The organism is Marivita sp. (assembly GCF_020055675.1).
Taxonomy (GTDB): Bacteria; Pseudomonadota; Alphaproteobacteria; order Rhodobacterales; family Rhodobacteraceae; genus Marivita.
Window position 1 is genome coordinate 71938 of record NZ_JAIPUS010000004.1, and the last position, 13293, is coordinate 85230.

The 13293-nt window shown below is 62.0% G+C and carries 14 protein-coding genes; all 14 read left to right on the plus strand.

Annotated features, from left to right (window positions below):
* Positions 1 to 3: 3 nt before the first annotated feature.
* The 14 genes from polX (at position 4) to LCF59_RS04690 (ending at position 13116) form a co-directional block, all read left to right on the plus strand.
* Positions 4 to 1725 carry a DNA polymerase/3'-5' exonuclease PolX gene (polX, locus tag LCF59_RS04625; RefSeq protein ID WP_292286068.1) on the plus strand — a complete coding sequence of 574 codons (1722 nt, stop codon included), beginning with the start codon at positions 4 to 6 and terminating at the stop codon, positions 1723 to 1725.
* A 328-nt stretch (positions 1726 to 2053) separates the two neighbouring features.
* The gene (gene phnF, locus LCF59_RS04630) at positions 2054 to 2776 is read left to right on the plus strand and encodes a phosphonate metabolism transcriptional regulator PhnF (protein ID WP_292286070.1); all 723 of its coding nucleotides are present in this window, start codon (positions 2054 to 2056) and stop codon (positions 2774 to 2776) included.
* Positions 2773 to 3216 (plus strand): phosphonate C-P lyase system protein PhnG, encoded by a 444-nt coding sequence (locus tag LCF59_RS04635; RefSeq protein ID WP_292286072.1) that lies wholly within the window; start codon positions 2773 to 2775, stop codon positions 3214 to 3216. Before phnF ends, LCF59_RS04635 begins: the two co-directional genes overlap by 4 nt.
* Positions 3216 to 3752 carry a phosphonate C-P lyase system protein PhnH gene (gene phnH / locus LCF59_RS04640; RefSeq protein ID WP_292286074.1) on the plus strand — a complete coding sequence of 179 codons (537 nt, stop codon included), beginning with the start codon at positions 3216 to 3218 and terminating at the stop codon, positions 3750 to 3752. The genes LCF59_RS04635 and phnH overlap by 1 nt, the downstream gene beginning before the upstream one ends.
* Entirely contained in the window at positions 3752 to 4843 is a 1092-nt protein-coding gene (locus tag LCF59_RS04645; RefSeq protein WP_292286076.1) for a carbon-phosphorus lyase complex subunit PhnI, read from the plus strand. The genes phnH and LCF59_RS04645 overlap by 1 nt, the downstream gene beginning before the upstream one ends.
* Positions 4840 to 5754, plus strand: a complete 915-nt coding sequence (locus LCF59_RS04650; RefSeq protein ID WP_292286078.1) for an alpha-D-ribose 1-methylphosphonate 5-phosphate C-P-lyase PhnJ — start codon at positions 4840 to 4842, stop codon at positions 5752 to 5754. The genes LCF59_RS04645 and LCF59_RS04650 overlap by 4 nt, the downstream gene beginning before the upstream one ends.
* Entirely contained in the window at positions 5751 to 6548 is a 798-nt protein-coding gene (locus LCF59_RS04655) for an ATP-binding cassette domain-containing protein (protein WP_292286080.1), read from the plus strand. Before LCF59_RS04650 ends, LCF59_RS04655 begins: the two co-directional genes overlap by 4 nt.
* A gap of 73 nt (positions 6549 to 6621) precedes the next feature.
* Complete coding sequence (locus LCF59_RS04660; RefSeq protein ID WP_292286082.1) at positions 6622 to 7362, plus strand: phosphonate C-P lyase system protein PhnL; 741 nt, start codon at positions 6622 to 6624, stop codon at positions 7360 to 7362.
* Positions 7349 to 8542, plus strand: a complete 1194-nt coding sequence (locus LCF59_RS04665) for an alpha-D-ribose 1-methylphosphonate 5-triphosphate diphosphatase (protein ID WP_292286084.1) — start codon at positions 7349 to 7351, stop codon at positions 8540 to 8542. The genes LCF59_RS04660 and LCF59_RS04665 overlap by 14 nt, the downstream gene beginning before the upstream one ends.
* A gap of 77 nt (positions 8543 to 8619) precedes the next feature.
* Complete coding sequence (gene phnC, locus LCF59_RS04670; protein WP_292286086.1) at positions 8620 to 9435, plus strand: phosphonate ABC transporter ATP-binding protein; 816 nt, start codon at positions 8620 to 8622, stop codon at positions 9433 to 9435.
* A 68-nt stretch (positions 9436 to 9503) separates the two neighbouring features.
* Positions 9504 to 10409: a phosphonate ABC transporter substrate-binding protein gene (phnD, locus tag LCF59_RS04675; protein WP_292286087.1), complete on the plus strand. Its 906-nt coding sequence runs from the start codon at positions 9504 to 9506 to the stop codon at positions 10407 to 10409.
* Between the two features lie 66 nt (positions 10410 to 10475).
* The gene (gene phnE / locus LCF59_RS04680) at positions 10476 to 11423 is read left to right on the plus strand and encodes a phosphonate ABC transporter, permease protein PhnE (RefSeq protein ID WP_292286089.1); all 948 of its coding nucleotides are present in this window, start codon (positions 10476 to 10478) and stop codon (positions 11421 to 11423) included.
* A complete protein-coding gene (gene phnE, locus LCF59_RS04685) occupies positions 11420 to 12283 on the plus strand; it encodes a phosphonate ABC transporter, permease protein PhnE (protein ID WP_292286091.1) in 864 nt (287 codons plus the stop codon). Before phnE (LCF59_RS04680) ends, phnE (LCF59_RS04685) begins: the two co-directional genes overlap by 4 nt.
* The gene (locus LCF59_RS04690) at positions 12280 to 13116 is read left to right on the plus strand and encodes a transglutaminase-like domain-containing protein (RefSeq protein WP_292286093.1); all 837 of its coding nucleotides are present in this window, start codon (positions 12280 to 12282) and stop codon (positions 13114 to 13116) included. The genes phnE (LCF59_RS04685) and LCF59_RS04690 overlap by 4 nt, the downstream gene beginning before the upstream one ends.
* The last annotated feature ends 177 nt before the right edge of the window (positions 13117 to 13293 follow it).

Consider the following 13293-nt stretch of genomic DNA (forward strand, 5'->3'; position numbering starts at 1 on the left):
GGTATGCCGGTACATAACAGCGAGATCGCCACGATTTTCGACCATGTGGCGGATCTTCTGGAAATCGAGGACGCCAACAGGTTTCGTGTGCGGGCCTATCGCAACGCGGCCGACACCATCCGCGACCTTGGCCGGTCGTTGGAGGACATGCTGGAGGAAGGCGCAGACCTGTCGGACCTGCCCGATATAGGTGAAGACCTTGCCGACAAGATCGCCAAGATCGTGCGGACAGGGCAACTGCCGCTTCTGGAAGAGATTTCTGACGATGTGCCGGAAGCCATCGTCAAGGCCACGCGCATCCCCGGTATCGGGCCGAAACGCGCGCGGGCGCTGTTCAAGGCGCTGGACCTGTCATCGGTCGACGATCTGAGGGACGCGGCCGAGGAGGGTGACATCGCCGAAATCGAAGGGTTTGGCGAGAAGACCCAGACCCGTATCCGCAAGGAGTTGAAAGAGGGCGTGATCGAGGACGAGCGGCTGCGGCTGGACGTGGCCGAGGATTTCGCCGCGCCGCTTATGGAGTGGATCCGCAATATCGAGGGCGTTTCGAAAGCCGAGATCGCCGGTAGCTACCGCCGCCGCAAGGAGACGGTCGGCGATCTGGACATTCTCGTGCAAGGCGAGGATGGCAGCGCGATCATCGACTGCTTCACCGAGTATGACGAGGTCGAGGATATCGCGTCAAAGGGCAAGACCCGCTCGACTGTCACGCTGCGATCGGGCCTTCAGGTGGACCTGCGTGTCATCCCGGAACCAAGCTGGGGTGCCGCGCTCTATTACTTCACCGGCTCGAAGTCGCATAACATCGCCGGGCGCCGGCGCGCGCAGGACCGCGAACTGAAGCTCAATGAATACGGCCTCTTCGATGGCGAGACGCGAATTGCCGGTGCGACCGAGAAAGAGGTTTATGACGGGATCGACCTGCCTTGGATTCATCCGGTTCTGCGCGAGAGCCGTGGCGAGATCGAAGCCGCCGAAAACGGGGAGTTGCCGGAACTTGTCGAATCAGAGGACATCAAGGGCGATCTGCACGCCCACACAACCGCGTCTGACGGCAAGAACAGTCTGAAAGAAATGGCGCAGGTGGCGCAAGACAAGGGCTATGAATATCTCGCGATCACCGATCACTCGAAAAGCCAGACGCAGGCCGGGGGTCTGAGCGAGGACGCTTTCCATCGGCAGGTGGATGAAATCGCGGAACTGAATGACGAGTTTCACGGCTTCCGCCTTCTGGCATCCTGCGAAGTCGATATTCTGGAGGACGGACGCCTCGATTTTCCAGACAAGCTCCTGGAACGGCTCGACCTTGTTGTTGCGTCGGTCCATTCAAAACTCGACCTGTCCGAAGACAAGCAGACCGAGCGTCTAATCCGCACCATGGACAACCCGCTGGTGTCGATCATCGGACATCCAACCGGGCGGCAGATCGGGGAACGCAAGGCATTTGCCCTCGACATGGAACAGGTTCTGGCGGCCGCGAAGGACCGGGGTTGCGTGCTCGAACTCAATGCCAACCCGATCCGTCTTGATCTGAAGGATGTTCATTGCCGGCTGGCAGCAGAGACGGGGGTGGATATCGCGATTTCCACCGATGCGCATAGCACCGGTGGGCTGGACAACATGCGCTACGGCATCGACCAGGCCCGGCGCGGCTGGCTTGCGGCAGAGAATATCGTGAACACCCGCAGTTGGGGTAACCTGTCCAAGATGCTGCGGCGGACCTGAGGGCGAAGATGGCATGGGTTCGGTCAGCCGCGCGATGTCCGACAGCCCGTGATTTCGGGCCGCCGCGGCCTCCCTGCATCGCGCCTGGAAATGGACAGAACGTCCTCAAGGGCAAGCCGAAAATTTCCGGCCTCTTGACATGGACGGCCCCGACGACCTGACGAATGCAGTGTCCAGATTGGGTCGGGCGACTGTCAGTGACCGTGGCGCAATCGACGGGCGGGCCGATCGCCATTCTCATAATCGAGAATCAATGAAACTGTTTTGCAATTGACACATAGATGTAACATCCAAGGCCTATTGAAAATTCATTCGGATGAATAGAGCTATGATAAGAGACCGTTGGCGCAACATTCGCGCAGCCATTAAACAGGATATCGAGAGCGGCGTGCTGGAACCAGGTACTAAATTACCCACAGAGCCAGAGCTGGCGCAAGCCTATGGCGCGGGAAGACACTCGATACGGCGCGCTGTGATCGAGCTGGGCAAAGAGGGCCTGCTGAGCGTCGAACAGGGGCGCGGTACTTTCGTGCAGAGTCGGCCACGCCTGACGTACACCATCGGCCCACGCACCCGGATGCGGCGCAACATGACCGCACAAGGCGTGGATGTGACCGGCGAAAGACTCTGGGCCGAGACCTGCGCGGCGTCACCTCGGATCGCGAAAGCGCTGGCTTTGGACGAAGGCACGGAGGTGATCGCCACCCGCAGGCGTTCCTTTGCGAACGACGTCCCGGTGTCTTTCGGGACTATTTACCACGAGGCGGCCCGATTCGCGGAATTCTCGGACCGGCGCGAGATCATGGGATCGGTCAGTGCGGTCTATGCGTCTTACGGCATCGAGGACTACAAACGTGCCAGTACGCAGATCCATGCGCGGCCGGCCCGCGCCGATGAGGCGCAAATGCTGAACCAACACCCGGATATGCCGGTGATCGTCGTGCAGGCCATCGATGCGGATCTGGGCGGTGCGCCGATCGCCTATAGCGAGGTGATCTGGTCCGCAGCGCGGGTCACTTTTGACATTTCCAACATGGAGACCGACCCGTGACCACTTTGCCCGACACGCTGCCTGGATGGGGCCATGCTGCGCTTCTGACAACGCTGGCGCGCGCCGATGACGCCCGACTGAAAGCCTTCGCCGAAAACCTGATCCCAGCCTTGCCCGAGGTCGAAGTGTTGGACAACCGCACCGGCCTTGTGATGCTGCCCATGCGTGACACCGCGCAGGGTACCCATTTTCACCTTGGTGAAATCCTGATGAGTGAGGCGCGCATCACGGCGGGCGGCCAGGACGGCTACGGGATGCGCCGGGGCCGTGATCTCGAGGCTGCGATGGCCATGGCGCTGATCGATCTGGCGGTCGCGTTGGGTCTGGCCAAACCGGCCTGCGCCGCCTTTCTTGAAGCGGAATCCGCGGCGCAGGCCGAAACGGATCGCGAAACGCTGTGCCGGGTCGAGGCGACACGCGTGGATATGGAGACCTTCTGATGACAGCCCACCCCGCTCCGTCCGAGTTCGAGGCGCGCACCAACGCCACCTTCGAGGCGCTCATGTGGGCCCTGTCGCGCCCCGGTTTGACCCGTGATCTGCCCGCACCAGGGCAGGCGGGGATCGTCGAGGCGCTGCTGGACCGCGAATGTAATGTCCACTGCGCCGACCCTGATCTTGCCCGGATTGCGGCCGCCACCGGTGCCGCTTTGGTGACACAAGAGCAAGCCGATCACCTGTTTCTTGACATGCTGCCGGGCGCGGACGCTTTGAGGCAGATCGCCCTGGGATCCGATCTTTATCCGGAAACGGGCGCGACGCTGGTGTGCAACGCACGACTTGGACAGGGGGCGGCCCTGCGGATAAGCGGTCCGGGCTGCAACGGCGCGGTTGACGTGAAAGTGGCCGGGCTGCCGGATGGCTTCTGGCAAATGCGGGCGCGGTTGATGCGCTACCCGATGGGGTTCGAACTCTTCCTTGTGGCGGGTGCGCAGGTTCTGGGCGTACCGCGCTCGAGTCAAGTGGAGGTGATCTGATGGCCTATGTGGCAACCCGGGGCGGAGAGCGGGCGATAGAACAATCCGAGCGCCTGTTCCGGGCCGAGATGGGAGAGATCACGGCCGACCGGGTGGCCGAAATGCGCAAGGCGCTGCCCTACCTGGTGGACCGGGTGATGGGGGAGGCCTCGCTCTATGACGAGGACCTGGCGGCTTTGGCCCTGGCCCAAACAGGGGGTGAGCTCTATGAGGCTGTGTTGCTCTTGCGGGCATGGCGCACGACGCAACCCCGCCTGACCGTGGCCGAGCCGGTCACACAGGAAAACCTGTTCACCCATCGCCGCATCTCGGCGGCGTTCAAGGATATTCCAGGCGGGCAGGTGCTCGGACCGACGTTGGACTATGCGCACCGTATTCTGGCGACCGAGGTGTTGTCGGGTGAGAATTTCCTGCCGACCCCGGTCGAGCCGGCATCCCGACCTTCCCCTGCGCAGCAGCCGTCTGTCGCCGCATGGCAGGCCGAGAACGACTTGCTGACGGCGCCTGAGCCAGACACGGCCAGCGGCAACACCATCCCTGACATCACGCGAGAGCCGCTTCTCTTTCCGGCCAAGCGCGCCCATACGCTGCAAAGCCTTGCACGGGCCGAAACCGGCGGCGTTCTCGCCTTGGGATACGCCGCGCAGCGGGGCTACGGGCAGAACCATCCGACGGTCAATGAACTCCGTTTGGCCGAAGCCGATATCCGCGTCCGTCATCCGCGCGGCACCGAATTCAGCGCTGGCCGCGTCAAGGTGAGTCAGGCCGAAGTTGTCTCGAAAAGCGGTTCGGACCTTGGCTTGGGCTATGCCGCGACCCTTGGCTGGAACGAGGTCAAGGTGATCGCGGCTGCGACGCTGGATTTGAACGCCAAGGGTGCGCCAAAAGGGTCTGCCACCGAGGAGGAATTCTTCCTCTATCACACCGAAGGCGTCGAAAGCTCGGGCTTCTGCATCCACTTCAAGCTGCCGCACTACGTCACCTTCCAGTCCAGCCTCGATGCCATGCACGACGCCAGAGCCAAGAAGGCGGCACAGGCCAAACGCGCCCCCAAGACCGACATTTCCCCACAGGTGGAGTCCGCAGAATGAGCCTTGAAACGCTGACAAAGTCTTGGGAGCCGATGTCCTACGGATTCCTCGATGCCTCCGCCAAACGCGAGATCCGGCGCAAGACGCTCAAGGCCATCGCGGTGCCCGGATGCCAGATCCCCTATGCCAGCCGCGAGGTGCCCATGGCGCGCGGCTGGGGCACCGGCGGATTGCAGGTCTCCTGTACGCTCATCAACCCGGACATGCGCGTGAAGGTGATCGACCAGGGCGCCGATGACAGCGTCAACGCCGCCTCGATCCGCAAGTTTCTGGCGCGGGTGTCGGGCGCACCTGTCACCATGGACACGCTGGAGGCCGATCTCATCCAGTCGCGCCACCGCATCCCCGAGGAAAAGCTGCGCGAGGATCAGGTGCTTGTCCTGCAGGTGCCCAACCCCGAACCCCTGCGCCCGGTGCAGCCAAACATGTCCATCGCCCGGCAAATGCACGCGGATGCGGATTACGGGCGCATGTGGTTGCAGCTCTACGAACAGATCGTGCGCTCGGGCCGGGTGATGCAGGGGGCCAGCTATCCAAGCCTTGTCAACGGTCGCTTCGTCATGACGCCCTCTCCGATTCCGCGCTGGGACGTGCCCAAGATGGATATGGCGGCGCATCTCACGATCCTGTCAGCCGGCCGCGAAAAACGACTGCACGCGGTGCCGCCCTATACACGTGTGGAACCACTGGTCTTTGACGATGTGCCTTTCCGGGTGGAGGACCACGGCAGGCTGGTCTGCACCCGTTCGGGCGCGCGGGGGTTCTTCATGAATGAAATCCCGCAGGAGGATGGCACGTCGAGCTTTGAGGTCTCGGACAGCGAATTGGGTGTCAAGACGATCCACCGCCGCGACGGCGACGCGGCCCGGATCGGCGAGACCTGGTACACTGACGGGGAGATGGCCCAATGACGCTGACGCTAGATGCCCCCCGATTTGTCGAGACCAAACCTCTTCTCACGGCGCGCAACCTGTCGAAATCCTATGGCGATGTGCAGGCGCTGCGTGATGTCTCGGCCACGGTTTATCCCGGCGAAGTTCTGGGAATCGTGGGCGAAAGCGGGTCGGGAAAGTCCACCTTCCTGCGCTGCCTTAACCTTGAGGAAACCCCGGACGCAGGCAGTTATTCGCTGGACTTGCCGGATGTGCAGGGCAACCTGTTCGATCTGGACCGTTACGGGCGCCGGATGCTGTGCGCGACGCGGATCGGCATCGTCTATCAGAACCCGCATCTTGGCCTTTTGATGGGTCATTCCTCATCCGGCAATGTGGCGGAACGTCTTCTGGTTGCGGGCGAACGCCGTTTCGAGGTCTTGCGGGACAAGGCGCGCAATGCGCTCGACGCGTCCGAGTTTCCGCTCGACCGCATGGATGCCCCGCCCATCGAGCTGTCGGGCGGCATGCAGCAGCGGGTGCAGCTGGCCAAGGCCATCGCGCTCGAGCCCGCGCTTTTGCTGTTGGATGAACCCACCACGGGGCTGGACGTCAGCGTGCAGGCGCTGGTGCTGGACACGCTCAAACGGCTGCAACAGGAACGCCGGATTACCATGGTCATCGTCAGCCACGATCTTGGCGTGATCCGCACCCTGTCGGATCGCGTGATGGTCATGCGGCGCGGGGCGGTGGTTGAAGAAGGCCTGGCCGATCAGGTCTTCCAGGATCCGCAACACAGCTACACACAACAATTGGTGCACGCAAAGCTATGACACCTGAGCATTTTCAATCGAAGTGGGAACCGGTTCGATGGCTCGAACATGCGACCACTCAAGGAGCAGGCGAATGACCCCTCAATTCAATCGCGATGCGCCTGTTCTGGAGGTTCGCAGCCTATCCAAAGGCTTTACCATGCACCACCTGGGTGCGCAGATGGCCGCCTTTGACGATATTTCCTTCCAGCTTCGCGCGGGAGAGTTTCTGCTGCTCAAGGGACGCAACGGCGCAGGCAAGTCCACGCTCTTGCGCGCGCTTTACAGGTCGTACCTGCCCGGCGGAGGCGAGATCCTGTTTCATTCTTCCCACGGTGTCATTGATCTGGCCCGCGCGGCGGATGTGGATGTCAGCCTGCTGCGCAAGACGGAAATGGGCTTTGTCACCCAGTTCCTGACCGCGCGGCCCCGCGTCAGCGCCGAAGCGCTGGTGGCCGAACCCTTGCGCCTGTCGGGCGTGGCGCAGGAAGACGCGCTAGAGCAGGCGCGACACTGGCTTGATGCATTCGGCGTCAAACGGACGCTTTGGGCGGCCTATCCCACCACTTTCTCGGGAGGGGAACAGCAAAAAGTGAACCTCGCCCGCGCTCTGATCCTGCCACAACGGCTCTTGCTTCTGGATGAACCGACTGCTTCGCTGGATGCGTCCGCCCGCGCGGCGTTGATCGACCGGCTCTCAGAGTTGAAATCCAGGGGCACAGCGATGGTCGGCGTCTTCCACCATCCCGGCGACGTTGCGCAACTGATCGACAGCGAAATCGATCTGACCCCGGACGTGAAATCTTTGGAGGAACGCGAAAATGTGGTTGTCTGATGTTCGAATTGTCCTGCCGGACCGTGTCATCGAAAACGGGGCGCTTGGTATCAAGGATGGGCTCATCGCGGATATTGCAGAAGCTCCGGTAAAGGATGGCATCAGGGCACCTGGCCACACGCTGTATCCCGGGTTCATCGACATGCACGGGGACATGATCGAGCTGGAACTGGAGCCGCGTCCACGGGTCGATTTCCCGATGGATGTGGCGGTGGCGCATCTCGATGCACGGCTGGCCGCCTCGGGTGTGACAACCGCTTATGCTGGCGTCTCTTTCTCGCGCAGTGCCAAGGATGGCGACCGCCGGTCGTTCGAGCATACCAGCAATATCATCCGCGCCCTGAAGGACAGCCTGAACGGCTTGCGCGTGGATCATCGCATTCACGCACGGTTCGACATGACCTATACAGATGCCATTGACGCGCTGGAGGGCTTGCTGGACGCGGGTGCGGTCGATCTCGTCTCGGTGATGGATCATACACCTGGGCAGGGCCAGTACCGCAACCTCGAAAAGCTGGTGGCCTACCGCGCCCATGGACAAGGCGTTTCCGAAGCGCAGGCGCGCGCCGACATTCAGGCGCGCATGGACGCGGCGATCCCCCCCGAGCAGCTATTGGAGACCCTCAATGCCGTGTCCAGGCTGTGCCGCGCGCGCGGCATTGCCATGGCCAGCCACGACGATGACACGGTGGAAAAGACCAACCTGATGGCAGATATCGGCGCGGTCATCAGCGAGTTTCCAGTGACACTGGAAGCGGCCCGGACCGCCGTGGCACGCGGATTGATGATTGCGATGGGGGCGCCCAACGCCATGCGGGGGCAAAGCTATTCCGGCAACCTGTCCGCGCGCGCGGCACATGCCGCAGGGCTGCTGCACATACTGGCCGCCGATTACCACCCTGCCGCGATCCTGCCGGCGATCACGGCGCTGGCACAGCAGGACCCGGACGGGTTGCCGGGAGCGGTCCGTCTTGCATCGGCCAATCCTGCGAAAACGCTTGGCTTGGCCGATCGCGGCGAGATCTCGATCGGCAAGCTGGCGGACCTGGTCCTTGTCGATCCCAGGGGCTGCGTCGCCACGACTCTGCGCGCTGGGCGGACGATCTATTCAAATGGCATGATCGACCTCGCGACCGCCGTTGCCAGCGGGGCTTTTACCAAATTGTCACGGGCAGGTTAAGCACCTGTAACACACTGCCGCCAAGTTGCCCCCCATATTCATCCGGATGATTAAGACATCCGCGTTTGGGGGCACAAATGACCGACAACTTGATCTTATCCGGCGTGACCCGCCAATTCGGAGACACCACAGCAGTCGACAACGTCTCGCTCTCTGTCGAGCCGGGGCAATTCGTTGGCGTCATCGGGCGCTCTGGTGCCGGAAAGTCCACGTTGCTGCGATTGATCAACCGTCTTGTCGAGCCCAGTTCAGGGTCGGTTTCGTTTCAGGGTTCCGAGATTACCGCGCTGAAGGGCAAGGCCCTGCGGGACTGGCGCCGGGGCTGTGCGATGATCTTCCAGCAATTCAACTTGGTGGATCGGCTGGATGTGCTAACCAATGTGCTGATCGGACGGTTGGCAGAGCATGGATTCCTGTCGTCCATGGCCGCGCAATTCACCGACGAAGAGCGCGCATTGGCCATTCGGGCGCTTGACCGTCTCGATCTCGTGCCCCAGGCATTGCAACGCGCAGGAACGCTCTCGGGCGGCCAGCAGCAACGGGTGGCCATCGCCAAGGCCTTGGTACAGCAACCGAAAATCATGCTGGCGGATGAGCCGATCGCCTCGCTTGATCCGGCCAATGCGACGCTGGTCATGGATGGACTCAAGCAAATCAACGCCGAAGACGGGCTGACCGTCATGGTCAACCTTCACACGCTGGATACGGCGCGCGCCTACTGTGATCGCATCATCGCCATGCGTGCGGGACGCGTCTTTTTCGACGGGACCGCGCGGCAGCTGACCGACGATGTGGTGCGCGACATCTATGGGCTGCAAGGGCTGGCCGAGTTCAACGAATCCGTCACGTCGACCGCCGCCCGCCCGACCGGCCAGTTTGCTCAGCCTGCCTGAGCCCTCGTCGTATCATAACAACAGACACCGAAAAGGTGCTCCCCTGCTAACGCAAAGAGGACAATCACATGCGTTTCATCACTGCTACCGCTCTCGCGGCCCTTATTGCGGCCCCGGCGCTCGCCGACGGCTGGAAAGAAGATTACCAGGTTCTGAAGTTTGGCATCCTGTCGGGCGAGAACGAAAAAGACCGGATCGCGCGCTACACGCCGTTCGAGGAATATCTCAAGCGGGAACTCGGCGTCGAGGTCGAGATTTTCACAGCCGGCAACTATGATGGCGTGATCCAGGCGCTGGCCGCCGACCAGATCGAGTTCGCGTTTCTCGGCTCTGCCGCCTATGCTGCGGCTTACACCGCGACCGATGCCGGCGTGGAACCGCTGGTGTCCCGCGTCCAGAACGACGGATCGACCGGCTATTATTCCGTCATTGTCACCCGCTGCGACAGCGGTCTGGAGGACATCGCCGCGCTCGAAGGCAAGGTTCTGGCCTTTGCCGATCCCGACAGCACCTCCGGCTACGCGGTTCCATATTTCAACCTGTCCAAGGAAGTGGATCCGAAGACCTATTTCTCCGCGATCCCCTTCTCCGGCAGCCACGAGGCCGGCGTGCAGGGGGTGGTAAACGGAACCTTCGACGCGGCCGCCACCTACGAGACGAACGAAACAAACGGAATCGTTCAGCGCATGGTCACGAAGGGCATGATTGGCGATGGCGAAGCCTGCAATATCTGGGCGTCCCCCGAGATCACCTCCGGTCCGCTGACGGCGCGTGCGAACCTGCCGCAGGACCTCAAGGACGCGATGCAGACGGCCGTGATGGAAAGCCCCGAGAAGGACAAAACGGCGTTCATCGAGATGTCCGGCGGTGTGGACTCCACCCAGAAGGGATGGATCCGCGTTGACCACGACCGCTACCAGTGGATCGTCGACATGCGCGACTGGATCAAGAAAGAGCGCCGCTCCGGCTCGTGATCTGACGTCGCACGACAAAGTGGTGGGCGGTCAAGGCCCACCACGCGTTTCTCCGGGGAAAATAGTATGACTGCAACCGCAGACATTGCGAGTGGCTCACGGCCGCAGGGCACAGGCGCCATTGCCGATTTCGAAATCGCCTTCGCCGCCAGGCGCCGCCGCATGCGCACAAGCTGGGCGATTGGAGCGATCCTGTTCCTGATTGTCTTTGCGTTCACCAGCTGGATCGGGGATTTCTTCAAGGTCACGCAAGTCAGCATGCCCGATGGATCGCGCGAATGGCGCTGGATCATCCCGGCTGGGATTCCGCGCTTGGGCGAATTTATCGAGAAGACCATTCCGGCCCTGCGGTGGGACACCCTGGGTGTGGATATCGCTGAGTGGTTCTGGCGCTGGCAGATCTGGATGGGCTTGCTGTTCGAAACAATCCTGATCGCGTTCATGGCCACGGTTCTGGGCGTGATCGGCGGCTTTGTCCTTTCCTTTCCGGCTGCACGCAACCTGGCCCCCAACAGGTGGGTGCTCTTGATCACCCGCCGCTATCTCGAAATCGCGCGAACCGTGCCCGAGTTGGTCTGGGCGTTGATATTTGTCTTCTGCTTTTCAGTCGGCCCGATGGCCGGGGTGCTGGCCATCGGGCTGCACGCCACCGGGGCCCTGGGCAAGCTCTATTCCGAAGTGAACGAAAATATCGACATGCGCCCGCTCGAAGGCGTCAAGGCCGCAGGCGGGACATGGTTTGACCAGGTCCGCTATGGCGCGGTGCCGCAGGTACTTCCCAATATCATAAGCTACACGCTCTTGCGGTTCGAGATCAACGTCCGTGCCTCGTCGATCATTGGCTATGTCGGCGCCGGTGGGCTGGGGCAGGAATTCCGCGTCGCCATTAGCTTTCAGGAATACACCGACCTGTCAGCCCTTTTCGTCATCATTTTCGTGACCGTCATGGTCATCGACTACGGATCCGAAAAACTGCGCCATCGCGTTATCGGACTGGGGGAACGCACGTCATGAGCCTGACTCAATCAAAAATCGCCGCCGCGCGCCGCCGTGTGCCCCTGGCCTTCCAGGCGCCGCTGTCCGTCCGTATCCGCCGCTACGCGCTCTGGGCCTTTTTCATCGGTCTGTTTGGCTGGTGTCTTTACGATTTCAACTTTTCGCCTGCGCGTATCTGGGAAGGGCTGGGGCGCCTCGGGACCGTCATGTCCTTCATGTTCCCGCCCCATGTCTGGGACAATTGGTCTGATTTCTCGGAGGTCCTGAATGGTCTGGGCGAAACGCTGGCGATTGCCTTTCTCGGCACCCTGCTGGGTGCGATCTTTGCCTTGCCGTTGTCACTTCTTGGGGCCAAGAACATCATCAGGCAAAGCATCCTGCGCCTGACTGTGCGGCGGGGCTATGACATCATACGTGCCTTCGAAACCCTGGTCCTTGCGTTGATCTTCATCCGCGCGTTCGGTCTTGGGCCGCTGGCCGGCATCCTCGCGATTGCGGTCAGTGAGATCGGCACCTTTGCCAAGCTGTTTTCGGAAGCAATCGAGAACACCTCTGAGAAACCGGTGGAAGGGGTCAAGGCCTCGGGCGGGTCACGCCTGCAGCAGATCCGCTTTGGCATCACGCCCCAGGTGAACCCGGTGATCCTGTCCATCCTCCTCTACAATTTCGAGTCCAACGTGCGCTCGGGCACGATCCTCGGGATTGTCGGCGCGGGCGGGATCGGATTCCTGTTGTCGGACCGCATCGCCGCCTACAGGTGGGACGAGGCCTGGTCGATCATCTTCCTGATCATCGGCATGGTCTACCTGATCGATTGGTTGTCGGGGCTGATCCGGACGCGGTTGATCGGTGGACAGGAAGGGAGAGCATTGAAATGACAAGTCACGAGGTCATCTACACGGTCGACGTTCCGGACGGAACGGACGCGGTTCTGGTGCCCGGCGGCATCGCCACCCCGCATGGCACTATTGTCGAGATCGGCTGCGATGAGGCTTCGCTGGACCTTGTGGCGGAAGCCACAACTGGCCAATCCGTCGGGATCGTCCGGTCTCCGGCCGGGTCCGTTACCTTGCGGCTGCGCTGCGATGCGGGGCAGGTGGCACCCTATCCCGACAAGATGTTCGATCCGGCACCGTCCCGGTACACCTGCGCGGCGGACGATCTTGTCATCGAGGCGAAAGACGCGGCCCGTGACCTCAAGGGCCTTGCCCGGGCCCAAGCCATCGCGCGTCACACCGCAGACCGCTTTTCCTACGGCCACCCCGAAGCGCGGTTCAACGACGGCCATGATGTCGTGCCAGCGCTGGGGTGCGGCGTGACCGAAGGGTCCTGCGTCGACATCAACACCTATTTCCTCGCGGCCCTGCGTGCCTCGGGGATAGAGGCGGGTTATGTCACGGGGTTCTTCTTTCCACAGGAAAAGACGGATCATTGCACCGATGGCCATTGCTGGGTCGTGACCCGGATCGACGGCGTGACCCATGAATGGGACATTGCCCACCACCTCAAGCTGGGCACCCGCGACATCGCACCGGCGCTCAATCCAAAGCCGGGTCACCGCGTGGCGTGTTTCCATTCGATGGGGCTCGATATTCCCGAACGCGGGGGCTTGGCGCTGAAGGCCCTGATCGAGCCCATGGCTGTCCGCGATGGCCAGGTCCTTCGATTCAAGGAGCCTGCCATTCGTCTTGCCGTTCCCGCCCTGACGTGACGGGGTGCGACGAAGACCCGAAGATCAGGGCTCGGGTGCGCGTGCCCACAGATCGCGTGCCGCGTCTGCATCACTTACGTCCGCCCGGGGCCGCAATCCAGCCGCGATCAGCGTGCGCATGAGATCGGGGTCGCAGGGGATGTCATCATCATGCAGGCCGGGGTGTTGACGGCCCCG

What these genes read in the sequence shown, in the direction of transcription:
- phnE (WP_292286091.1), top strand. Translation starts at nt 11,420, where the DNA reads ATGAGCCTGACTCAATCAAAAATCGCCGCCGCGCGCCGCCGTGTGCCC.
- phnH (WP_292286074.1), top strand. Translation starts at nt 3,216, where the DNA reads ATGACAGCCCACCCCGCTCCGTCCGAGTTCGAGGCGCGCACCAACGCC.
- LCF59_RS04650 (WP_292286078.1), top strand. Translation starts at nt 4,840, where the DNA reads ATGAGCCTTGAAACGCTGACAAAGTCTTGGGAGCCGATGTCCTACGGA.
- phnE (WP_292286089.1), top strand. Translation starts at nt 10,476, where the DNA reads ATGACTGCAACCGCAGACATTGCGAGTGGCTCACGGCCGCAGGGCACA.
- LCF59_RS04665 (WP_292286084.1), top strand. Translation starts at nt 7,349, where the DNA reads ATGTGGTTGTCTGATGTTCGAATTGTCCTGCCGGACCGTGTCATCGAA.
- polX (WP_292286068.1), top strand. Translation starts at nt 4, where the DNA reads ATGCCGGTACATAACAGCGAGATCGCCACGATTTTCGACCATGTGGCG.
- LCF59_RS04690 (WP_292286093.1), top strand. Translation starts at nt 12,280, where the DNA reads ATGACAAGTCACGAGGTCATCTACACGGTCGACGTTCCGGACGGAACG.
- phnC (WP_292286086.1), top strand. Translation starts at nt 8,620, where the DNA reads ATGACCGACAACTTGATCTTATCCGGCGTGACCCGCCAATTCGGAGAC.
- phnF (WP_292286070.1), top strand. Translation starts at nt 2,054, where the DNA reads ATGATAAGAGACCGTTGGCGCAACATTCGCGCAGCCATTAAACAGGAT.
- phnD (WP_292286087.1), top strand. Translation starts at nt 9,504, where the DNA reads ATGCGTTTCATCACTGCTACCGCTCTCGCGGCCCTTATTGCGGCCCCG.
- LCF59_RS04655 (WP_292286080.1), top strand. Translation starts at nt 5,751, where the DNA reads ATGACGCTGACGCTAGATGCCCCCCGATTTGTCGAGACCAAACCTCTT.
- LCF59_RS04660 (WP_292286082.1), top strand. Translation starts at nt 6,622, where the DNA reads ATGACCCCTCAATTCAATCGCGATGCGCCTGTTCTGGAGGTTCGCAGC.
- LCF59_RS04645 (WP_292286076.1), top strand. Translation starts at nt 3,752, where the DNA reads ATGGCCTATGTGGCAACCCGGGGCGGAGAGCGGGCGATAGAACAATCC.